This is a genomic window from Nostocoides veronense, assembly GCF_039531185.1.
Lineage (GTDB): Bacteria > Actinomycetota > Actinomycetes > Actinomycetales > Dermatophilaceae > Nostocoides_A > Nostocoides_A veronense.
In genome coordinates this window covers 16,138-37,503 of the sequence record NZ_BAAAPO010000053.1, presented here as the reverse complement: position 1 = coordinate 37,503, position 21,366 = coordinate 16,138, and the positions used below count along the sequence as shown (strand labels likewise).

Below are 21,366 nucleotides of genomic sequence, written 5' to 3'. Positions count from 1 at the left end.
AGGTGATTCGCAGTCGTTCCCTCATCTTTGCCCTGATCGGGGTCCTCCTCGGGGCGATCGTCGCGTATGCCGTCGCCACCCGCTCCGGGGACAAGGAACCATCAGGGGGCTCCGGCTCGACCAGCGCCGCCGTCGCCGCCTCGGGTCCCGTCACCCTCAGCGATGCCGACCTGAAGCAGCTCGCCCAGCGCGCCCTGACGCCGCGCGAGGAGACCTTCTACTTCGTCATGGCCGACCGATTCGCCAATGGCGACCCGAGCAATGACAAAGGCGGGCTCAGCGGGGACCGGCGGGCAACGGGCTTCGATCCCACCGACAAGGGCATGTTCCACGGCGGCGATCTGGCAGGCCTGATGGGCAAACTCGACTACATCAAGAACCTCGGCACGACGGCTATCTGGCTTACGCCCTCCTTCGAGAACCGTCCGACGCAGGGCCCCGCCGAGGACTACAGCGCCGGCTATCACGGCTACTGGATCACCGACTTCACCAAGATCGATCCGCACTTCGGCACCAATGACGAGATGAAGCAGCTGATCGAGGCGGCGCACGCCCGCGGCATGAAGGTCTACTTCGACATCGTCACCAACCACACCGCCGATGTCATCGACTACAAGCAGGGCAAGTACGGCTACATCAGCAAGGACGACAAGCCCTATGTCGATGCCGCCGGCAAGGCCTTCGACGACGCTCCCCTCGCGGGCGGGGACACCTTCCCCAAGCTAACAACGAAGTCCTTCCCCTATACCCCGATCTTCCGATCCTCCGCCGACGAAACCGCGAAAACGCCTGCTTGGCTTAACGATCCGACGCTCTATCACAACCGCGGCAACTCCACCTTCGAGGGCGAGTCGTCGACCTATGGCGACTTCTTCGGCCTCGATGACCTCTTCACGGAGAACCCCAAGGTCGTCAACGGGATGATCGACATTTACTCATCCTGGGTCGACTTCGGCATCGATGGCTTCCGCATCGACACCGTCAAGCATGTCGACCTGCCCTTCTGGCAGAAGTTCGGGCCGGCCATCATGGCGCACGCCAAGGCCGCCGGCCGCGACGACTTCTTCATGTTCGGCGAGGTCTTCGACACTTCGCCGGCCTACGCCTCGACATACTCCACCATCGGCAAGCTCCCAGCCACCTTGGACTTCGGATTCCAAAGCGCGGCAGTCGATTTCGCCTCCGGCCAGTCCGCCAAGAAGCTCGCCGAGCTGTATGCCGCGGACGACGACTATCTCGACGCCGACTCCAATGCCTACTCGCTCCCGACCTTCCTCGGCAATCACGACATGGGCCGGGTCGGCTCCTTCCTCGTCGGCGCCGCCCAGGACGACATCGACCTGCTGCGCCGCGACCAACTCGCCCACGCCCTGATGTACTTCACCCGCGGCCAGCCCGTCGTCTACTACGGCGACGAACAAGGCTTCATCGGCTGGGGCGGCGACAAAGACGCGCGCCAGGACATGTTCGCCACCAAGGTGGAGCAGTTCGCCACGGACCGCATCATCGGCGGCACTCCCGGCGCGAAAGACCGCTATGACGAGGACGCGGTGATGTACCGCTCCCTGGCCGAACTCTCGAAGGTCCGCGCCGACAATGCGGCGCTGCGAAGCGGCATACAAGTTGAGCGGTATGCCGCGGATGGCGAGGGTGTCTTCGCCGTCTCCCGGATCGACCGCCGTAGCAATGTGGAGTATGTCGTCGCCCTCAACAATGCCAGCACTGACCAGCATGTGCCGATCCAAACTGCCTCTCCCGGAATCCGATTCGATCGGGTGTGGGGACAGGCGGAGAGCCTGACCGCGTCGGCGGACGGCGGACTCACGCTGACGGTCCCCGCCCGCTCCGGCATCGTGCTGCGCGCTGTCGACCCCATCCCCACGGCCGCCGAAGCACCCCGAGTTCGCGACCTCACCGTGGGCCAGGGCGGCAAACTCAGCGGCCAAACCAAGCTCCTCGCGACGGTCGCCTCGGCAGCCCCGGTCGAGACCACCTTCGCGCTGCGGCCGAAGGGGAGCGCCGACTGGACCGTCCTCGGGACGGATGACAACCCGTCATACAGCCTGTATGCCGATGCCTCCGCCCTCGCGCCGGGGGACTACGAGGTGGTCGCCGTCGCGCGCGCCCTCGACGGCAAGGTCGGCTACACCTCGACGACGGCGACGGTCAGCGCCGCGGCCGAGCAGGCCGCGCTCGTCACCGCCCCCGGCAGCTACCAGAGCGAAGCCGGCTGCCCTGCCGACTGGACGCCGGACTGCCAGCAGACGGCCCTCGAGGATCCCGATGGCGACGGCACATTCACGCTGTCCCTCAAGGGAATTCCCGCCGGCAGCTACGAATTCAAGATTGCCATTGGCGGCTCCTGGGACGAGAACTATGGCGCCGACGGCGCCAGGGACGGGCAGAACATCCCCTTCTCCGTGGCCGACGGTCAGAGCGTGACCTTCAGCTATGACGCGACCACCCACGAGGCGCAGGCCGTCGCCCGATGACTGTCGTCTGCGCCGGCTTGCTGACCGTGGACGTCGTCCAGGTCATCGACCGCCTGCCACGCCCGGACGAGAAGACCGTCGGGCGCGAGCAGCGGCTGGACATCGGCGGGCCGGCCACCAATGCCGCGCGCACGGTCGCCGCCATCGGTATGCCGGTCCGGCTCCTCGCGTGTTTCGGTGCGTCGCCGCTCACCGACTTCGCCCGTGCCACGCTGGCCAGGGATGCCGTGGAGTGGGTGGATCCAGTTGCCGCCCAAGCCAATCCGGCGCCTGTGTCGACAGTGCTGGTCACGCAGGAGACCGGGGATCGAGCGGTCGTCTCCGGCGGTGGACCGCAGGTCCCCGGCGACTGGGGGTGCGGGGACGTCCTCGCCGGAGCGGCGGTGTTGCTCATCGACGGTCATGGCGGCGATCTGCCGGCCCGTGCGGCGGCCGAGGCGCGGCGGCTCGGCATGTCCGTGCTCCTCGACGGCGGGAGCTACAAGCCGGGCATGGAGGCGTATCTCCGGCACGTCGATCTCGCCTTGCTGTCTGCCGATTTCGCTGCGCCGGACGCAGCCGATGCGTGCGCTTGGGCCCGGTCGCACGGAGCCCGAGCCGCCGCGCAGTCTGCGGGCCCCCGGCCGATCCGGCTGGTCAGTCAGGCCGGTGACCGTCAGATACCGGTCCCGCGTGTCAGCCGAGTCATCGACACCAACGGCGCGGGTGATGTCCTGCACGGCGCCGCCGCCGTGGCCATGGCCGGTCACGGGGTGGCGGACCCGGCGGCGGTGCTCGCATACGCCGCGCAGATCGCCTCCCGATCAGTGGCGTATGCCGGCGCGCTCGGGTGGGCACACGCTCCCGGCTGAGCAGCGACCGCCGAATCCACGCCGTGCCGGGCCCGGCGCCACGTCCGCTCCCCGAGCAGGACGAGGGTGGCGGGGAGGATGACCAAGCGGATCACGGTGGCGTCCAACAGGATTGCCACGCCGAGGCCAACACCCATCATCTTCATCTCCAGCATCGACAAGGTCGCAAAGATCGAGAAGACAGCGACCATCACGGCGGCGGCACTCGTCACGACGCCGGCGGTGTCGCTGATCCCCTGGCGCACGGCCTCGCGGGCCGGCAGACCCGAGGCGGCATACTCGCGCACCCGGCTCAGGACGAAGACGTGATAGTCCATCGACAACCCGACGAGGATCGCCATCACGAAGATCGGGATCCAGTCGATGAGGAAACCGGGGCTGGTGAAGTCCAACTGCTCACTGAAGTGCCCGTCCTGGAAGATCCACCGCAGGACACCGAACGCGACGCCGACCGACAACAGGTTCAACCCGGCAGAGATCAGCGCCAGCGCGACGCTCCGGAAGGCCGCCACCATCATCACGAGGGTCAGCAGCAGCACGAAACCGATGACCCAGGGGAGCCGTTCGCTCTGCCGGTCGGCGAAGTCGAGGGAGGCTGCGGCCCAGCCGCCCACCGCATAGTCCACACCGAGTCCGTCGAGCGCCTCAGGTGCCAGGGTCGTGCGGGCCAGGTGGATGGCTTCGGCTGTGCGCGAGTCCTGTTCGCTGAACGGTATGGCGAGTTCGACCGACGTCACGCTGCGATCCGACGAGACCTTGATCGGGTCGATCCCGAGATCGGCGAACGAGGGCGTGGCGGCTGCACGCGTCGACAGCTCCCGCAGTCTGGCCTCCACGACCTGCTGCTGACCGGCCTTTGCTCGCACCACGACGAGGGCGTTGGTCCCCTCGGACGGGAACTTCTCAGCGATGCGATGGGCGGTCGCCACGGCGGGGATGTCCGGGGGCAGGGTGGACAGATTCGCCGAGTGCAGGGAGATCCCCGCAGCGGAGACTGCCATCGGAATCGCGAGGGCCAGCGCCATGACCAAAGAGACGACCGGATGCCGCAGGACCGGTGCGATCAGGCGGCGGCTGATGCCGCCCTGCCCGATCCGCGCATTGAGGCGCCACAGCAGCGGGAGCCGCGGCCGGTCGACCCAGCGGCCGAGCTGCACCAGCAGCGCGGGCAGGACGGTGATCGAGCCGAGGACGGCGACCGCGACGACCACGATGGCGCCGGTCGCGAGGGAACTGAAGGTCGCGGCCCCGACGACATACAGCCCGGACATCGCTGCCATCACGGCGGCACCGGAGACGAGGATGGCATGACCGGACGTGCGCGCCGCGATGGCGACGGCGTCGGGGGTCGTCACCCCCTTGGCCCGCTCCTCGCGTTCCCGCTTCAGATAGAAGAGCGAATAGTCAACGCCCACAGCCATTCCCACAAGGACGATGAGTGAGCCGACGGTCGGCTCGGCGTGGATGAGGTAGGACAGGGGAGCGGACAGGCCCAGGGTGGCCGCGACCGAGCCGATGGCCAGGAGCACCGGCACACCGGCGGCGATCACGGCGCCGAAGGCGAGCAGCATCAGCAGCAAGGTCGCCGGAATGCTGAGGAACTCGGCCGCGTGCAGGTCGTCGGCCACTCGGCCCTGAATCCCGGCATCGACCGTCAGGTCGCCCGATTGCGCGATGTGGAGGTCACGGTGCGCCTCGGCCACCGCGTGAGTGACCGACAAGAGCGCAGCCGGATCGGCCGCCTTGTCCACCACGACACTGACGAGGGCGCTCGTTCGGTCGCCGCTCCAGACCGGCGGTGCCACCTGCTGCACTCCCGCGACAGCGGACATCCGCTGCGCGATCTCGTCGGCGGCGGCGGTGGCCGCAGCAGCGTCCAGCCGTCCCTGTCCTGCGGTGATGAGGAGATGTTCCATCGGCGGCGCATCGATGCCGGCGTCGGCGAGCATCGCATGGGCCCGGCCCGATTCGCCGATGCGGTAATCGGCATCGGTGGTCTCCTTGACGGGGATGACGAATGCCAGGGCAGTCGCCAGTGCCACGAAGGCGAACCACGCGGCGATCGTCCGTTTCGGGTGTCGCGCGCTCCAGCGGGCGGCGGCGATGGGGAGTGAGGTCAGGCGAGGCATCACGGCTCCTGCGTCCGAGGTGAGGAAGGCAACGCTGATGAGCCTGCTCCCGCGGCGGCCTGGTGTCGGGAGCGCTGGCACCCGTGAGCGCAGTGGTACTAGCACCCCTGCGCGCTCCCGACCACTGCGTGAGGATGGAGGGGTGTTCTCGACGCGACGGCCACCGTGGCTGGCCGCCGGCTACGGCCTCGGCCACCTCTTCATGGTCCTGCCCCTGGCCTTCTTCCTGGTCTTCGTCTCCCTGAGCGCAGGCCTCGCGGTCCTCGGAATCGGGGTGCTGCTCGTGCGCTTGTGGGCGCCGCCCTTGGCCTCCTTCGCCGGGCTGAATGCATCGATGGCCGGAAGCTTCTTGGGTCGCGAGGTCCCGGTGCCCGCCCTGGCACCGGCTCGCGATGGGGCCTGGCGCTCGGTCATCCGATGGTTCGGGAAACGTGGCTTCTGGCAGCTCTTCTTGTGGTTCCTGTTCGCTTGCTCCGGCGGCCTGGTCCTGTCCGCCCTCTCTGCCGCGCTGCCGGCCGGCGTGATCGCCCTGTTGGCCACGGCCTTCGGGCTGGCCGCCGGCGACGCGGCCCCGACCTGGGTTTCGCTGTTGCTCACCGGAATCGCCCTGATCCTCGTGCCGGTCTGGTGGTTCTTCGGCGATGTCTTCATGCGGATCCGCACCGAGACCGAAGCGGCGATTCTGCGCCCGGATCCGAACGAGGAACTGCAGCGACGGGTCGCGGACCTGACCGCGTCCCGGGCCGAGAGCGTCGATGCCTCGGCTGCCGAGTTGCGGCGTATCGAGCGGGACCTGCACGACGGCGCGCAGGCGCGGCTGGTCTCGCTGGGCATGAGCCTGGGGATGGCCGCCGACCTGCTCGACCGTGACCCAGCGGCGGCGCGCCGCCTGCTCCAGGAGGCCCGCGACAGCACCGGCGCCGCGCTGGGGGACATTCGCGCCGTCGTGCGCGGCATCCACCCACCCGTGCTTGCCGACCGGGGCCTGATCGGTGCCGTCCAGGCTCTGGCCCTGGACCTGCCCATCCCCGTCACCGTCGACGCGGCCCTGCCCGGCCGCCCCCCGGCGCCCGTGGAGTCGGCCGCCTACTTCGCCGTCGTCGAGTGCCTGGCCAATGTCGTCAAGCACTCCGGTGCGCGGTCGGCGTGGGTCGTCATCGCCGCCCCCGAGCGCCGGCTGCGGCTGCAGGTCGGCGACGACGGCCGTGGAGGTGCGGATGCGCGCACGGGCACCGGCTTGGCCGGGATCGCTCGCCGCCTCGGCGCGTTCGACGGCACCATGGACCTGTCCAGCCCGGCCGGGGGGCCGACCGTCATCACCATGGAGGTGCCATGCGAGTGGTTGTCGCCGAAGACCACGCCCTCCTCCGCGACGGGCTGACGCGGCTGCTCACGGCATACGGCCTCGAGGTGCTCGAGGCACTGGAGGGGACCTCGGGCCTCGATCAGGCGCTACTGCGTCCCGACGTGGACCTCGCCGTCCTCGACGTCCGCCTGCCGCCCACCTTCACCGATGAGGGCCTGCGCGCAGCCATCGCCGCCCGCACGGCGCGGCCCGGGTTCCCGGTCATGGTGCTCAGCCAGTACGTCGAGCAGCTGTATGCCCGTGAGTTGCTCGCCTCAGGCGATGGCGCCATCGGCTATCTGCTGAAGGACCGTGTCGCCGACGCCGGCGAGTTCGTCGAGAGTGTCCGGCGGGTGGGGTCCGGCGGCACCGTCCTCGATCCGGAAGTCGTTGCGGCGCTGATGAGTCGGCGACGCGACGAACCCATCGACCGGCTCACCGAGCGCGAGCGAGAGGTGCTCGCGTTGATGGCTGAGGGCCGTTCCAATGCCGCCATCGCCTCCGCGCTCTGGGTCACCGAAAAGGCCGTGGCCAAGCACATCAACAGCATCTTCACAAAGCTGGACCTGCCGGTCGCGGTCGACGACAACCGCCGCGTCCTCGCCGTGCTGGCGTACCTGCGCGCCTGATCGACCCCGGTGCGCTCGGGTCCGGTGCCCGGCGTGATCGGGGACGGCAAGACGCCGAAGGGCACCTCGTGGGACCATGCCCGGATGGCCAACGATGATCAGGAGGCAGACGTCCGCGTCCAGCTCGACCGCGATGAGATCGCGGCACGTCAGGAACGGCTCACGCGGGCCCGGGAGACCCTCAAGGCGCACTTCGTCGGTGATCGACCGGATCATCGACGAACTCTGCGACGCCGTCATGGTCTGGTATGTCGCGCCAGAACTGCTCACCCGGCCCGCGATCGTCAACCTGTGGGGGATGACCGGGGTCGGCAAGACCGATCTGGTGCGGCGGCTCGTCAAGGCGCTGGACGTCCTCGACCGCTTCGTCGAGATCGAACTCAGCAATGCCGACAGCACGACGTGGCACAGGTCTCATCGATCCCCAACACCCGAGTCGGCTCCGGAGTGGGCAGCCACCGCGCGGCCGCGGCGACCAGGGCCCGGTGCGCCGTCGGCCAGGACACTCCATGCGTGCGGGCGACTTCATCGACCGCCCGGTTCCCGGTGGCGATCTCGGTCGCGATGGCCCCCCGCAGCCGTCCGGTCAGCCGCGCCCGCGCGGGGATCGCCTCGGACTGCTGCGTGAACGACCGCGTGCCGCATAACGGTTCGGGGCACACCAGGCGCCGCTTGTGCCACCACAGCTGGACCACCTGCCCGCACGCGTCCAAGTCCTTGACCCGCACCGTGGGGCGATCTTTCACCCTGGAGGACAGGACTCCGCAGGACGGACACGGCGCTTCCCGGTCCCGACACTCGATCACGACCCTCAAGTCGCTCTCGCTGAGCCGTTCAAGACCGGTGACGACGAACTCGTCTTCCAGCCCGAACAGCACTGACGTACTGTCGATCATGCTCGTGGCCTCGTTGCTGCTGACGGAGTAGAGACCAACAGCATGACCCGGGGCCACGAGCCCTCTCAGATCAGGGCACCCCGCTCAAGGTCGGAGAGCCGGATTACCAGGTACGCGTGTCCGCACCTGTCGCCGGGACGGAGACGTTCGGTGCGGGCGGTTATCCGGGCGCCGATGGGGGGCGTATTGGCTGGTTCGACGCCGGGCCGCTCCCGCTGACCATCTCGTTCACGCCGGCGACCGGAGCGCTGGGCATCGACCTTCCGTTCTGACCGGCGCTTGTACGTCGGGGATAGGTCAGACGCGGTCCTGCGGGCCGGCCTTCGCCGCGGCATCGCGGGCTTCGTGCGGCGTCATCGCGGCGGCGGCACCCTGGTCGATCGGGGCTCCGGGGACGGTCGGGGCCCGCCCGATGGCGGCACCGGCGGTGTGGCCGCGGCGGTTGATGCGCGCTTCAAGGCGGCCGGCGAGCAGGGTGAGGAGGTAGTTGATGCCGATGAACAATGCGGCGGCGACCAAAAGCGCGGGGATCACATTGGATCGAGCCGAGGCGAGGTTTTGCGCCTGCTGGAGCAACTCGGGATAGGTGATGATCGTGCCCAGCGCCGTGTCCTTGAGGATGACGACCAACTGGCTCACGAGCGCTGGCAGCATGGCCGTGATGGCCTGCGGCAACTGGATCTGCACGAGGGTCTGGCTCGGCGTCAACCCGATCGACAAGCCGGCTTCGGCCTGTCCCTTGGGGAGCCCGAAGACGCCGGAGCGCACGAGTTCGGCGATGACCGCGCCGTTGTAGAGCGTCAACGCCGTGACGACAGCAGCGAAGGGATTCCAGGCGGCGGGAAAGACGCCGTTGTAGGCATAGATCCCGAAGAAGAAGATCATCATGATCAGAACCGGGACGGCGCGGCAGAACTCCACGATCGCGCCGCTGAGCCAGCGAATCGCTCGATTCTGCGACAGGCGGCCCACGCCGAAAACGAACCCGAAGGCCATCGCCAGAGCCACCGCGGCGACCGCGGCCTTGAGGGTGTTCCAGATGCCGAGGAGCAGATAGAACCGCCACGTCGACCACTGGCCGAAGGGGCTCCATTTCGCGGAGGTGAATTCGCCATTGTTGTAGAGCGCGCGGATGACGAGCGCGGCGAGGGCGAGCAGGAGCACGCCACCGATGACGGCGATGATCTGGTTGCGGCGCTGGCCGCGGGGCCCAGGGGCGTCGAATAGGACCGAGGAACTCATCGCTTCACCGCCAGGCGCTGGGAGAGGTGGGTGAGCGCGATGCCAAGCGGCATTGTCAGCAGGACGAAGAATCCGGCCACCAGGACGAAGATCAGGAAACTCAGATCCGGCCGGAACTCCAGCCCGTCGCGCATGAAGGCCGCCGTCTCCGCGACACCGATGGCGTAGGCGACCGTCGTGTTCTTGATGAGCGCGATCAGCACCGAAGCCATCGGCGCAATCGATCCTCGAAAGGCCTGGGGGAGAACGACTTCGCGCAGGCTCTGGGTGAAGGTCAGGCCGATCGAGCGCGCTGCTTCGGCTTGCCCCGTCGGCACCGTATTGATGCCGCTGCGCAACGCCTCGCAGACGAAGGCCGCGTGATAGACCATCAAGCCGACGATCGCCCAGCGCACGCCATTGTCGATGATGGAGGTCGGGCTGTCGGCGGGCGCGAGATAGATCTTGAGTTGGTAATGGAGCGCGATCAGGCAGAAGGTGATGATCAACGTCAGCGGTGTGTTGCGCACGAGGTTGACATATGCCGCGCCAGCCTTGTTGAAGATTCCCACCGGCCCGACGCGCATGATCGCCAAGATGGTGCCAATAACCAGCGCCCCGATGGCGGAGAAGAACGCAAGATAGAGGGTTTGCCCGAAGGCACTCCAAATGTCGAACTGATCGAACAGTTCACCCATGGGTCACTCTTCTTCCGCGCGGGGGTCGGGGTCCGAACGGCCGACCGGAGCGTATGCCGTGCATCGCCTCCGGTCGGCCGATCGCTTCGAGGGGTTAGGAGCAGGCGTCTGTCTTCGGCGGGTTGGTGGCCGAATCCACCTTGAACCCGGCGGGGCCGAAGTTGTTGTCGACAGCCTTCTGCCACTCCCCGGAGCTGACCATCTTCTCCAGGGCGGCGTTGACCTTCTTGCACAGCTCGACATCGCCCTTCTTCAGGCCGACGCCATAACGCTCCTCCGAGAAGGGAGCCCCGACGACTTTGAGTTTGCCCTTGTAGGCCGGCTGCGCGGCATACCCGGCAAGGATGGTGTTGTCGGTGGTGAGGGCGTCGAGCTGGCCGTTGACGACCAGGTCTAGGCACTTGGAGTAGGTGTCGAAGTTCTGCAGCTGGACCCCGGGGTAGTCCTTCTTGACATTGTCCGCCGACGTCGAGCCGGTGACCGAGCACAGCTTCTTGCCGTCGAGATCTTTCGGCCCGGTGATGGTGCTGTCCGCGGCCACGAGGAGGTCCTGGCCGGCGATGAAGTAGGGGCCGGCGAAGGAGACCTTTTCCTTGCGAGCGTCGGTGATGGAGTAGGTCGCAAAGATCAGGTCCACCTGACCGGTCGCGATGAGGTCTTCGCGCTGCTTGCTCGGGGCCTGGACGAAGGTGACCTTGGTCTTGCCGAGTTCCTTGGCGACATAGTTGGCGACATCGACATCGAAGCCGCTGTACTTGCCGGCGTCGTTCAGGCCCAAACCGGGCTGGTCGAATTTGATGCCGATCTTGATCGCGTCACCACCGGAGGCGCCGTCACCGCCGCCGCAGGCGCTGAGGCCCACCGCGAGCGAGGCGGCACCCGCGAGGGCTGCGAGTCGAGAAATCTTCATTGGTTGGTTCCCTTCGGTGCTGGTGCTGAGGTCAGTGCGTGAGGATCTTGGCGAGGAAGTCCTTGGCGCGATTGGACTGCGCGTTGGTGAAGAACTCCTCGGGGGTGGCCTGCTCGACGATTTGGCCGTCGGCCATGAAGACCACGCGGTTGGCCGCCTTGCGGGCAAAACCCATTTCGTGGGTGACGACGATCATCGTCATGCCATCTTTGGCGAGGCCGATCATGACGTCCAAGACCTCATTGATCATTTCCGGGTCGAGCGCGGACGTCGGCTCGTCGAACAGCATCACCTTGGGTTCCATGGCGAGGCTGCGGGCAATGGCGACCCGCTGCTGCTGACCACCGGAGAGTTGGGCGGGATATTTCTGCGCCTGATGGGCGACGCCGACCCGCTCCAACAAGGCCATGGCTTCTTTCTCGGCAGCGGCCTTCGCCTTCTGGCGCACCTTGATCGGGCCAAGGGTGACATTGTCGAGAATCGTCTTGTGCGCGAAGAGGTTGAACGACTGAAAAACCATTCCGACATCGGCGCGCAATTGCGCTAGCTCCTTGCCCTCCTGGGGCAGGGGCTTGCCGTCGATGGTGATTGAGCCGCTCTCGTAGGTTTCCAGACGGTTGATGGTGCGGCACATCGTCGACTTGCCGGAGCCGGACGGCCCGATCACGATCACCACCTCGCCGGGGTCCACCGACAGGTTGATATCGCGGAGCACGTGCAGGTCACCGAAGTGCTTATTGACGCCCGACAGGACGACGAGGGGTTCCGCCATGCGCGAAACCTACCGGCAGCCAGGTGTCGGCGGTGGGGAAGCCGCCCCGGATCGTGGCCGGATCGCAACCTGCGGCTGCGCCGTGTGTCGTACGGGTGTGATGTGGCGTGACCGCATCCGGGCGCGCACGGTGGACCCATGGGAGCATGAGCGAATGACCGTCGAGGGGGAGATCGCGCCGAATCGTATTGCCCTGGACCGCGCCGACATTGCCGCGCGGCGGGCCCGTTTGGAGACGGCCCGCGCCACATTGAAGGAGCACTTCGTCGGGATCGACGCGATCATCGATGAGCTGTGCGATGCAGTGACCGTCTGGTTCGTTGCGCCCGAACTGCTCTCGCGGCCCGCGATCATCAACCTGTGGGGGATGACCGGTGTCGGCAAGACCGATCTGGTGCGGCGGCTCGTTCGAGCGCTCGACATCACCGATCGCTTCGTCGAGATCGAGCTAAGCAATGGCGACAGCACGACGTGGCACTCCTCGGTCGTCTCGCGCCTCAGCGAATCCGGCGCCCTGGAGGGGCGCCCCACGTTCATGCTCTTCGATGAGATCCAACGCTTCAATACCCTTGACCACGAAGGCAATCCGGTCCCTAACACTAAGTTCAGCGACTTCTGGGAGCTGCTCAGCGATGGCCGCCTGGCGCGCCGGGAGAACCCGGATATGCAGTACCTCATCGCCTCACTGTCATACCAAGCAGCCGAGCACAAGCGCCGCCGATCCGCCGGGGAGGAGGAGGTCGACCCGACCATCGGGATCTGGCAGGCGCGCGACCTGAAATCGACCCTGCGCCTCGAGGAGAGCCTCGAACAGCTCTCCGCGATGACCTGGGATCAGGCCGTCTCCCGAGCACGCAGCGCGCAGAACCTCAAGGTCGTCTATGAGCCAATTGACTGCTCTCGCAGCCTGATTCTCGTTAGTGGCAATCTCGACGAGGCTTTCGCGATGGCGACGCGAGGCGCTGAGGCAGACATCGACGCCGACGTCTTCGCGGCCTATGCCGACAAGGTCACCGTCGTCGACATCAAGGCCGCGCTGACCAAGCGCTTCAAGCCCGAGCAGGTGGCACGCTTCGGCAACACGCACCTGATCTATACCTCGCTGCGGCATGCCGACTTCGTCGAGCTGATCCGGCGCGAAGTCGAGCGGGTCCGCGAGTCGGTTCTGGCGCGCTTCGGCATCGAGGTGGAGGTCGACCCCTCGGTGCACGACCTCATCTATCGCAATGGTGTCTTCCCCGTGCAAGGCGTGCGGCCGGTCTTCTCCAGCGTCGCGGACATTCTCGAAAACAATCTCGGCAAGCTGCTGTTCACCGCGGTCCTCGCCGACGAGGGGCGCATCGCCATTGCCTACGACGAACAGACGCGCCAGCTGCGTGGGCTCGTCGGTTCGCAGGACGTTGTGCTCCCCTTCACCGGTCGCCTCGATCGCATCCGCGAGAGCAGCCCCGCGGACAAGATCGCGAATGTTGCCGTGCACGAGTCGGGCCATGCCCTGCTGTATGCCGTGTACTTCGGCCTCGCGCCGCTGCAACTGACCGCGCGGGTCGCCTCGAGTTATGTCGGCGGCTTCACCGCGCCGCATCCGATCTATGAGACCTCGGCCGCTCTGATCCAACAGGCCAAGATCGCCCTCGCGGGTGGCATCGCGGAAGAGATCGTCTTTGGTCGCGAATTGGCCTCTGTCGGAAGGGCATCGGACCGTGAGCGCGCCACGATCTTGATCCAGGACTTCATCCGCCGCCATGGCTTCGACGCGGAGTTCCAGGCGAACTACATGCTCGGCAATGAGTACTCCATGGATCGCCATGTCACCGACCCTGATATCGAAAAGATGATCTCGCGCCTGGCCGCGGAAGTTCGGTCAGAGCTGACCGGATTCCGTGCGGGTCTGCTCGACCTGGCGCGCGAACTCGCCACCGCAGGCCGCCTGGACGGCCCAGCGGTCGCCGCCATCCTGGGGCGACACGGCATACTCGCCGACCTGCAGAGAGAAGGCCACCTGATCGTGCCGCCCTATCGCTCCCACCTCGGCGACGCCCCCGACTGAGGATGGGGCCAGTCATCCAACGACGGTGATCCCTCGGCGTTCGGCGGCCCGGCATAGCGCCCCGTCGAAACTGAGGAGTGACGAGTCCTCGCGCTCGGTGAGCAGCAGGACGCAACAATCAGGCAGCTTCAGGTGCGTTTCCGCCCGAAGCTGCGCCAGGGTGAGAGCGTCACTCCCGTTCCATGGGGCCTCGTCTACGCCGATGGCGGAAAGCGTGTCCACAGCCTGCTGAAGATGCGCAGCGGTTCGTCGAGCGGGACCGACCAAAACCTCGGCCAGGGTGACCGGATGCGCGACCCACTCCTCATCCGCCACCGACTCCAGCGCGTCCACCGCTTGACGGTGTAGGGCGTCGGAGTCGTCGAGGTAGGCGATCAAGACGTTCGCATCGAGAACGATCATCCTGGCCAGTCCTCGCGGAGCCGCTCAAGATAATCCGGACCGTAGGTGCCCCTCAGGATGCCGGCGTGTGCCCGTAAGCGGTGGCGACGCTCGACGACTTGGGTGGCGTCGGCGATCGAGATCGCGCGCGCACCTTCTTGTGCCAACAGGGCGATCAAGCGCGAGTCCGAGGTCTCTTGCGGCCAATGCCTTCTGGCCATCGTCAGAGCATCCGCTAGGTCATCAGATTCCGTGACCATGTGTCGGGGACGAGTGGTCGGCATGACTGAGTGTAACACCGTGCCCGCATGGTGCAACAGGAGGTAGCTGTTAGGCGCGGGCGAGCTCGGCCCGGCGGGCGGGGCGGTAGCAGGCGACACCGAGGAGGCTGATCGCGCCGACCGTGATCATCGTCGTCGCGACCGAGGTGCGGTCGGCGAGGAGCCCGGCGAGTGGGGCGCCGATGCCGAAGGCGAGGAAGGCCATCATGGAGTTGATCGAGAGCACGGTTGCGCGGTTGCTCGCGTCGGCCTCGCGGTGCAAGAGCGCCCCGTGGGGCGGTCCGTTCAAGCCGTGGGCGCCATAGGTGAAAAGGTAGGCCGCGATCAGGCTCGCCGGGCCGAGGGCCAGACCCATGATCACGACCCCCGTGCCATTGAGCAGGCGTCCGAGCATTGCGGCGCGGGCGACGCCGAAGCGCTTGGACGCCATACCGGCCAGGAAGGTGCCCACCGAGAAGATCGCCCATCCCACGGCGGCGACGGGTCCCATGGCGGCACCGGCCGCCTGCTGCGAGCCAAGGAACTCCTCAAGCCGCAGCGGCAGCAGCGACTCGAAGGCGATCATCCCGATCGACCAGGCCACTTCGGCAGCGACGATGCCAAGCAGAATCGTGTTGCGCCCCAATAGTTTCAGGCCGCCAGTGATCACGGAAGGCGCCTGCTTCATCGAGGCCACCACAAGTTCACGTTGCCGCGTCCCCTCCGGGTGCCGCGCACTCTCTTTCAGGAGCAGGAGCACCGCGAGGAGATGGCCGAGGTTGAGGATGACGAAAGACCAGACGGCCAGATCGATGGCCGGCGCGGACCGGAAAGGATGCCACCAAATCAACGCACCACTGACGAGCGCGCCAAGCGCCATGCCGAGCCCGAGCAGCGAACCGGAGCGCGACAACTCCTGATCGACATCGGCGCCGGGATTCGTCGCATGCACCTCATCGACAAACCACGCCTCCAATGGGCCGGAATCCAGGGCCCGAAACACGCCCATGAGCGCCGCGGCGGCTACGAAGGCCCAGAAGGATTGGGCTACGGCATATGCCAGCGCGGCGAGGACATTGACGACGGCGGCGGCGATGTAGACCGCGCGCCGGCCGAAGGCGTCCGCGAAGCCGCTCGTCGGCAGTTCGAGAGCGAAGCAGACCAGGCCGGAAATCGCGGAGGCCGTCAGGGCTTGGGCGGTGGTCAACCCGCGGCCGGTCTGCAAGAGGATGTAGACGCCGACGACCAGTCCGACAGGGAACCACCGGGTCAGCGTGAGGGTGTAGTAGATCCGCCGGGCCGCCGCTGGCGAGAGCGGAGCGCTCACCGGCGCGGCGCCTTGTCCATGTCGACGGGATAAAAGATCAGATAGGTCGCGATCCGCTTGGCATCCGGATTTCCTTGTCCCACACGGCGATAGCGCTCGATGACGGCACCGATCTCCTCGTGCAGCTCGCGCAGTTGATCCGCTGAGACTAAGACGGTGTCGTCATTCATGCCGGCCCGGTCGCGCCATGGCGCCGGCCACGAGGGGCGCACGTCGAGCCATCGGCCGAACTTGTCCGTGAAATGCCGCAGCCAATCGCGCTCCAGCCACCCCATCGCGGTCGCGGCGTCCTCATCCTCATCGAAATCGCTGTTCTCGAATCGCGTCGAGCGTGAGGCCGCCGCCCACACCCGCGACTTCCCGTCGCCTTCGCCGGTGTCGATCACCAGGCCCACCTCCGCGAGCTTGCGCAGGTGGTATGACGTGGCCCCCGAGTTCGTCCCCAGCTCACCGGCCAGGGCCGTCGCCGTCGACGGGCCGTGCAGGCGCAGGGCGCCCACGAGCCGCGAGCGCAGCGGGTGCGCGAGCACCTTGACGCTCTCGGCGTCGAGGCGGATGAAATCGGCCGATTCGCTCATGGATTGCACAATACCTTTGCATAATCTGTTTGCACAAGTTTTATGCGATCACTGTTCTTCGTCATGTTTGTGCAGGTCAGCCCCCGAATGCGAGCACGAACGCGGGATTTGAGCCGATCGCCCACGGTCCGTAAACTTGAGGGCTGTTGTGCCGTGCGCCCCTGGTGGGCGGACCACCAGCGAACCCTCCCCGCAACACCGGGAGCGGACCGCCCGGCGGGAGCACGCGGCATACCAGCCCCTCGTCCGAAGAGTGAGTAAAGGCAAGACTTTGCGTACCTACACCCCCAAGGCGGCGGAGATCACCCGTCAGTGGCATGTCATCGACGCCACCGACGTCGTCCTCGGCCGGCTCGCCAGCCAGACGGCCTCGCTCCTGCGCGGCAAGCACAAGGCGACCTTCGCCTCGCACGTCGACACCGGCGATTTCGTCATCATCATCAACGCGGAGAAGGTCGCCCTGACCGGCGCCAAGCTGCAGCAGAAGCGCGCCTACCGCCACTCCGGCTACCCAGGCGGTCTGAAGTCCGAGACCTATGCCGAGTTGCTCGACCGCGACCCGGTCAAGGCCGTCGAGAAGGCCGTTCGCGGCATGGTCCCCAAGACCACCCTCGGCCGCCAGCAGCTGACCAAGCTGAAGGTCTACGCCGGTGCCGAGCACCCGCACACGGCCCAGCAGCCCGTCCCCTACACGATCTCCCAGGTCGCGCAGTAACGGCTGCGGACTTCACGACATACGAAGGAAATTGACCAGCCGTGACTGACACCACCTACGACTACGACGAGGACGTCGAGCTCACCGAGTACACCTCGGAGTCCGAAGGCCCCGTCTCCTCCGAGCCGGCCCGCAAGCCGACCGCGTCCGCCCCCGGCGCCGGCACCGGCCGCCGCAAGCAGGCCATCGCCCGCGTGCGCATCGTGCCCGGCACGGGCGAGTGGACCATCAACGGTCGCACCCTGGAGAACTACTTCCCCAACAAGGTGCACCAGCAGATCGTCAACGAGCCGCTGGCCGTCCTGGAGCTGGAGGGCGCGTATGACGTGCTCGTCCGCGTCCACGGCGGTGGCCCCTCCGGCCAGGCCGGCGCCGTCCGCCTGGGCGTTGCGCGCTCGCTCAATGGCGTCGACGCCGAGCTCAACCGCCCGGCCCTGAAGAAGGCCGGCTTCCTGACCCGTGACGCTCGCGTCCCGGAGCGCAAGAAGGCTGGTCTGAAGAAGGCCCGCAAGGCGCCTCAGTACAGCAAGCGCTGATCCACGGGGCTGCGGCCCCAGATCGCGTCAGAAGCGCGGCACCCGCTCCGGCGGGTGCCGCGCTTCGGCGTATGCGGACCGCGCCCGGCCTGCGGCCCCCGTCACCCGGCGTCATCGACCACGACAACCTGCACGCCCGCGCCGCGGAAGGCGGCGATCACCTCATCCGACGCGGCCGAGGTGGTGACGAGATGTGTCAGGTCGGCGGCCGAGCCGAATCGGAAGGTCGAGGTGCGCGAGAGCTTGTCGGCCGTCGCGACGAGCACGCTGCGCCGGGCCGCACCCAGGCAGGCGGCCTTGACCTGCGCATCGTCATAATTCGTCGAGGTCAAGCCCTCCTCGATCGCAGCCGAACAGGCGCCGAGGATCGCCACATCCACCCGCACATCCCGCACCGCCCGCAGCGCCTGAGCGCCGCTGAAAGCCAGCGTGTCATTCTCGATGGCCCCGCCGGGGACGACGACGGACGCGCCCGGGATCGAGGCCAAGGCGGCGGCGGCGTGCAGCGAGAGCGCGATCGCCGTGACCGGGCGCCCGGCGAGGGCGAGCGCCACGGCCTGGCAGGTCGTGCCATTGTCGATGATCAAGGACTCGTCGTCTCCGATCAGTTCGGCGGCGGCAGCGGCCAGCAGCCGCTTGCTCGCCTGGTGTTCGTCGGAACGCATCGCAAAGGGCATGGGTATGCCGCGCTTGCTGGGCCGCGCCGCCCCGCCATGGGTCCGCCGAAGCACCCCCGCCTCGGCCAGTTCGGTGAGGTCTCGACGGATGGTGATGGGCGAGGCGCCGGTCAAGCGCACGAGTGCATCGACCCGGATCTCGCCGGTCTCGGGGATGGCCCGGATGATCGTTTTGCGGCGAAGTGATCGTTGCACCCGATCATTCAACCATCTAGCGTCATGGCGTGATCGAAACCCGCCCCCGCCGCGCCCGCCTGGGTGCCTCGCTGCTGTTCTTCACCAATGGCGCCCTGCTCAGCGCCTTGCTCCCGCGCCTGCCCGAGATCAAGGCGGCCTTCGATCTATCGAACTCGGCCTTCGGGCTGCTCGTCATCGCCTTCCCGACCGGAGCGATGGTGGCGGCCGGGAGCGGCGGGCCGGTCGTGCGCCGATTCGGCGCCCGGCGCGTCACGGCCATTGGGTCCGTGCTCCTGGCGGCCGCTCTGGCCCTAGCGGGCGCCGCGCCAGCAGTCTGGGTCTTTGCTCTCGCCATGTTCGTCGCCGGACTGCTCGATGCGATCGTCGACGCCGCCCAAAATGTTCAGGGCGTCATCGTCGAGGAGTGGACCGGCCGCTCAATCATCAACTCCCTCCACGCCCTCTGGAGCCTGGGCGCCGCGCTCGGCGGCCTGATCGGCGCCTTCGGGGCGGCGCGCGACATCCCCCTCTCGACCCAGATGCTCGTCAATGGCGCACTGTGGGCCGCGCTCGCTCTGCTCGCGAGCCGGTGGGCGGCCACGCCGCACGACTCGCTCGTGGAGCCTGCCGAGGACGCTCCCGTTGACTCGAGCGGCCCGCGTCTCTGGCGCCTCCTCATACCCCTGGTCGTCCTGGCCATCTGCGGGACGCTCGTGGAGGACATCGCGAACAACTGGACGGTCCTCTTCCTCGGCCGCGAGGCCGGCGCCCCGGCGGGCATCGCCGGCCTCGGGTTCACGGTCGTCATCGCGGCCCAGTTCGTCGGCCGCCTGCTCGGCGACCCGATGACCGACCGGTGGGGGCGGGAACGGGTTGCGGCGGCCGGTGGGGTGCTCGTTGCCCTCGGCTTCGTGCTCGTCATCGCCGCCCCGGTGTATGCCGTGGCCTTCGCCGGCTTTGCGCTCGCCGGCTTCGGGTGCGCCACCTTGGTTCCTGCGGCCTCGCCGCAGCCGGCCGGTTGCCCGGTTTCGCGCACGGCACCGGCATCGCTCTGCTGGGGTGGCTGATGCGCCTTGGCTTCCTGTTCACCTCCCCGGTGATTGGCGTGCTCTCCGATGCCACTAGCCTGCGCGCGGCCATGCTGGTGCCCTTGGCCGCCGGCCTGATCGCAGCGCTCATCGCGCACGGCATACGCCGTGCCGCGACGCGCGACGCGAACGCTGGGCTCACGTCGAGTTAGTCGCCGCGACGGGGGATGGCTTCCTGCCGACTACCATTCTTCAGGCCCGCCGTTCCGGGGCGAGGCCGTGAACCCCTTCTGGAAGGCCCCCAATGTCTCGACTCTTCGGCACTGATGGCGTGCGTGGCATGGCCAACCGGGAGATCACCGCGGAACTCGCGCTCGGTCTGGCTGTCGCGGCGGCACACGTGCTCGGCGCTCCGGCCCGCGCAGCCGGTCGGAAGCCGAAGGCGGTCGTCGGCCGGGACCCGCGAGCCTCGGGTGAGTTCCTCGCCGCAGCCGTCATTGCCGGGCTCGCGTCGGCGGGTGTCGATGTCCACGACGCGGGCGTCCTGCCCACGCCGGCGGTCGCCTTCCTCACGGCGGACATGGATGCGCACTTCGGCGTCATGCTCTCCGCCTCGCATAACGCCATGCCGGACAATGGCATCAAGTTCTTCGCCGCCGGCGGGCACAAGCTGCCCGACTCCGTCGAGGACGAGATCGCCGCCCGCCTGCATCAGGAGTGGGAGCGCCCCACCGGCGCCGAGGTCGGTCGGGTGCACCGCAACCGTGCGGGGCAGGCGAGGTATGTCGCCCACCTCCTCGCCGCCCTGCCGAACCGGCTCGATGGCGTCACGGTCGTCATCGACGGGGCGCATGGCGCGGCCAGTGCGGTCTCGCCCGAGGTCTTCCGGCTGGCCGGTGCCGACGTCATCGAGATCGGGACCAGCCCCGATGGTCTGAATATCAACGACGGCTACGGCTCGACCCACCTCGGGCACCTGCAGGCCGCGGTCGTCGCCCGCGGCGCCGACTTCGGCATCGCCCACGACGGCGACGCGGACCGCTGCCTCGCTGTGGATCACACCGGGGCGGTTGTCGATGGCGATCAGATCATGGCCATCCTCGCCCTGGCGATGCAGGAGCGAGGCAAGCTCGCCGGCAACACTCTCGTCGCCACCGTGATGTCGAATCTCGGTCTGCTGCAAGCGATGGAGCGCGAAGGCGTCGATGTCCTCAAGACCGGCGTCGGCGACCGCTATGTCTTGGAGAAGATGCGCGAGGGCGATTTCTCGCTTGGGGGCGAGCAGTCTGGGCACGTCATACTCCTCGAGCATGGCACCACCGGCGACGGCGTCCTGACCGGCCTCATGCTCGCCGCCCGAGTGGCTGAAACCGGCAAGTCGCTCGCCGAGTTGGCGGCGGTGATGACCCGCCTGCCGCAGGTGCTCATCAACGTCAAGGGCGTCGACACCAGCCGCGTGGCCTCCGACGAGGAGGTGCAGGCAGCCGTGGCCCGCGAGGAGGATGAACTGGCCGGATCCGGCCGGGTGCTGCTGCGCAAGTCCGGCACCGAGCCGTTGGTGCGCGTGATGGTCGAGGCTGCTACGGCTGAGCAGGCCCAGGCTGTCGCCGACCGCCTCGCCGCCGTGGTCAAGGAGCGACTCGCGCTCTAATTGTTACCTGGCCAGGAATCTAATCCGTTCAAACTCTTGACCC

Annotated in this window: 23 protein-coding genes; 11 read left to right on the top strand and 12 right to left on the bottom strand. The window is 67.6% G+C overall.

The features are described 5' to 3' along the window. Positions 1-2: 2 nt before the first annotated feature. Positions 3-2,492 (top strand): alpha-amylase family glycosyl hydrolase, encoded by a 2,490-nt coding sequence (locus ABD225_RS16645; RefSeq protein WP_344088141.1) that lies wholly within the window; start codon positions 3-5, stop codon positions 2,490-2,492. After that, complete coding sequence (locus ABD225_RS16640) at positions 2,489-3,343, top strand: PfkB family carbohydrate kinase (protein ID WP_344088138.1); 855 nt, start codon at positions 2,489-2,491, stop codon at positions 3,341-3,343. Before ABD225_RS16645 ends, ABD225_RS16640 begins: the two co-directional genes overlap by 4 nt. Here ABD225_RS16640 and ABD225_RS16635 read toward each other — a convergent pair. Beyond that, positions 3,238-5,472: an MMPL family transporter gene (locus tag ABD225_RS16635; RefSeq protein WP_344088135.1), complete on the bottom strand. Its 2,235-nt coding sequence runs from the start codon at positions 5,470-5,472 to the stop codon at positions 3,238-3,240. The two genes, ABD225_RS16640 and ABD225_RS16635, sit on opposite strands and share 106 nt — an antisense overlap. Before the next feature lie 142 nt (positions 5,473-5,614). Between ABD225_RS16635 and ABD225_RS16630 the strand changes: the two genes are divergently transcribed. Beyond that, a complete protein-coding gene (locus tag ABD225_RS16630; RefSeq protein ID WP_344088132.1) occupies positions 5,615-6,853 on the top strand; it encodes a sensor histidine kinase in 1,239 nt (412 codons plus the stop codon). Further along, on the top strand, positions 6,805-7,446 hold the full coding sequence (locus tag ABD225_RS16625) for a LuxR C-terminal-related transcriptional regulator (protein ID WP_344088129.1): 642 nt from the start codon (positions 6,805-6,807) through the stop codon (positions 7,444-7,446). Before ABD225_RS16630 ends, ABD225_RS16625 begins: the two co-directional genes overlap by 49 nt. A gap of 181 nt (positions 7,447-7,627) precedes the next feature. Here the strand turns inward: ABD225_RS16625 and ABD225_RS16620 are convergent, their stop codons facing one another. Both ABD225_RS16620 and ABD225_RS16615 read right to left on the bottom strand, forming a co-directional pair. Beyond that, positions 7,628-7,855: a hypothetical protein gene (locus tag ABD225_RS16620; protein ID WP_344088126.1), complete on the bottom strand. Its 228-nt coding sequence runs from the start codon at positions 7,853-7,855 to the stop codon at positions 7,628-7,630. Then, positions 7,827-8,342 carry a transposase family protein gene (locus tag ABD225_RS16615; protein WP_344088123.1) on the bottom strand — a complete coding sequence of 172 codons (516 nt, stop codon included), beginning with the start codon at positions 8,340-8,342 and terminating at the stop codon, positions 7,827-7,829. The genes ABD225_RS16620 and ABD225_RS16615 overlap by 29 nt, the downstream gene beginning before the upstream one ends. Before the next feature lie 116 nt (positions 8,343-8,458). Here ABD225_RS16615 and ABD225_RS16610 point away from each other — a divergent pair, with 116 nt between their 5' ends. Then, positions 8,459-8,614 carry a hypothetical protein gene (locus ABD225_RS16610; protein ID WP_344088120.1) on the top strand — a complete coding sequence of 52 codons (156 nt, stop codon included), beginning with the start codon at positions 8,459-8,461 and terminating at the stop codon, positions 8,612-8,614. 25 nt (positions 8,615-8,639) lie between these two features. On the opposite strand, the gene ABD225_RS16605 is transcribed toward ABD225_RS16610, so the two are convergent. The 4 genes from ABD225_RS16605 to ABD225_RS16590 form a co-directional block, all read right to left on the bottom strand. Beyond that, positions 8,640-9,584, bottom strand: coding sequence for an amino acid ABC transporter permease (locus ABD225_RS16605; RefSeq protein WP_344088117.1), 945 nt, complete (start codon positions 9,582-9,584; stop codon positions 8,640-8,642). Next, positions 9,581-10,261, bottom strand: a complete 681-nt coding sequence (locus tag ABD225_RS16600; RefSeq protein WP_344088114.1) for an amino acid ABC transporter permease — start codon at positions 10,259-10,261, stop codon at positions 9,581-9,583. Before ABD225_RS16600 ends, ABD225_RS16605 begins: the two co-directional genes overlap by 4 nt. A gap of 94 nt (positions 10,262-10,355) precedes the next feature. Further along, entirely contained in the window at positions 10,356-11,171 is an 816-nt protein-coding gene (locus ABD225_RS16595) for a glutamate ABC transporter substrate-binding protein (RefSeq protein WP_344088111.1), read from the bottom strand. A gap of 31 nt (positions 11,172-11,202) precedes the next feature. Then, the gene (locus ABD225_RS16590; RefSeq protein ID WP_344088108.1) at positions 11,203-11,943 is read right to left on the bottom strand and encodes an amino acid ABC transporter ATP-binding protein; all 741 of its coding nucleotides are present in this window, start codon (positions 11,941-11,943) and stop codon (positions 11,203-11,205) included. Positions 11,944-12,097: 154 nt separating this feature from the next. On the opposite strand from ABD225_RS16590, the gene ABD225_RS16585 reads away from it, so the two are divergent. Next, positions 12,098-13,993: an ATP-dependent metallopeptidase FtsH/Yme1/Tma family protein gene (locus tag ABD225_RS16585; RefSeq protein WP_344088105.1), complete on the top strand. Its 1,896-nt coding sequence runs from the start codon at positions 12,098-12,100 to the stop codon at positions 13,991-13,993. A 12-nt stretch (positions 13,994-14,005) separates the two neighbouring features. On the opposite strand, the gene ABD225_RS16580 is transcribed toward ABD225_RS16585, so the two are convergent. The 4 genes from ABD225_RS16580 to ABD225_RS16565 are packed head-to-tail and all read right to left on the bottom strand — an operon-like array spanning position 14,006 to position 16,539. Further along, entirely contained in the window at positions 14,006-14,395 is a 390-nt protein-coding gene (locus ABD225_RS16580) for a type II toxin-antitoxin system VapC family toxin (RefSeq protein WP_344088103.1), read from the bottom strand. Continuing rightward, positions 14,392-14,658: a hypothetical protein gene (locus tag ABD225_RS16575; RefSeq protein ID WP_344088100.1), complete on the bottom strand. Its 267-nt coding sequence runs from the start codon at positions 14,656-14,658 to the stop codon at positions 14,392-14,394. Before ABD225_RS16575 ends, ABD225_RS16580 begins: the two co-directional genes overlap by 4 nt. Before the next feature lie 46 nt (positions 14,659-14,704). Beyond that, positions 14,705-15,961: an MFS transporter gene (locus ABD225_RS16570; protein WP_344088097.1), complete on the bottom strand. Its 1,257-nt coding sequence runs from the start codon at positions 15,959-15,961 to the stop codon at positions 14,705-14,707. Further along, complete coding sequence (locus ABD225_RS16565) at positions 15,958-16,539, bottom strand: ArsR/SmtB family transcription factor (protein WP_344088094.1); 582 nt, start codon at positions 16,537-16,539, stop codon at positions 15,958-15,960. Before ABD225_RS16565 ends, ABD225_RS16570 begins: the two co-directional genes overlap by 4 nt. A gap of 271 nt (positions 16,540-16,810) precedes the next feature. Between ABD225_RS16565 and rplM the strand changes: the two genes are divergently transcribed. Beyond that, entirely contained in the window at positions 16,811-17,254 is a 444-nt protein-coding gene (gene rplM, locus ABD225_RS16560) for a 50S ribosomal protein L13 (protein ID WP_344088091.1), read from the top strand. Positions 17,255-17,295: 41 nt separating this feature from the next. Beyond that, a complete protein-coding gene (gene rpsI / locus ABD225_RS16555; protein WP_344088088.1) occupies positions 17,296-17,790 on the top strand; it encodes a 30S ribosomal protein S9 in 495 nt (164 codons plus the stop codon). A gap of 101 nt (positions 17,791-17,891) precedes the next feature. On the opposite strand, the gene ABD225_RS16550 is transcribed toward rpsI, so the two are convergent. Continuing rightward, complete coding sequence (locus ABD225_RS16550) at positions 17,892-18,662, bottom strand: DeoR/GlpR family DNA-binding transcription regulator (RefSeq protein WP_344088085.1); 771 nt, start codon at positions 18,660-18,662, stop codon at positions 17,892-17,894. Between the two features lie 29 nt (positions 18,663-18,691). Between ABD225_RS16550 and ABD225_RS16545 the strand changes: the two genes are divergently transcribed. From ABD225_RS16545 to glmM, 3 genes are all read left to right on the top strand, one after another. Continuing rightward, positions 18,692-19,711: an MFS transporter gene (locus ABD225_RS16545; protein ID WP_344088082.1), complete on the top strand. Its 1,020-nt coding sequence runs from the start codon at positions 18,692-18,694 to the stop codon at positions 19,709-19,711. After that, on the top strand, positions 19,711-19,884 hold the full coding sequence (locus ABD225_RS16540; protein ID WP_344088079.1) for a hypothetical protein: 174 nt from the start codon (positions 19,711-19,713) through the stop codon (positions 19,882-19,884). The genes ABD225_RS16545 and ABD225_RS16540 overlap by 1 nt, the downstream gene beginning before the upstream one ends. Positions 19,885-19,976: 92 nt before the next feature. After that, positions 19,977-21,323: a phosphoglucosamine mutase gene (gene glmM, locus ABD225_RS16535; RefSeq protein WP_344088076.1), complete on the top strand. Its 1,347-nt coding sequence runs from the start codon at positions 19,977-19,979 to the stop codon at positions 21,321-21,323. The last annotated feature ends 43 nt before the right edge of the window (positions 21,324-21,366 follow it).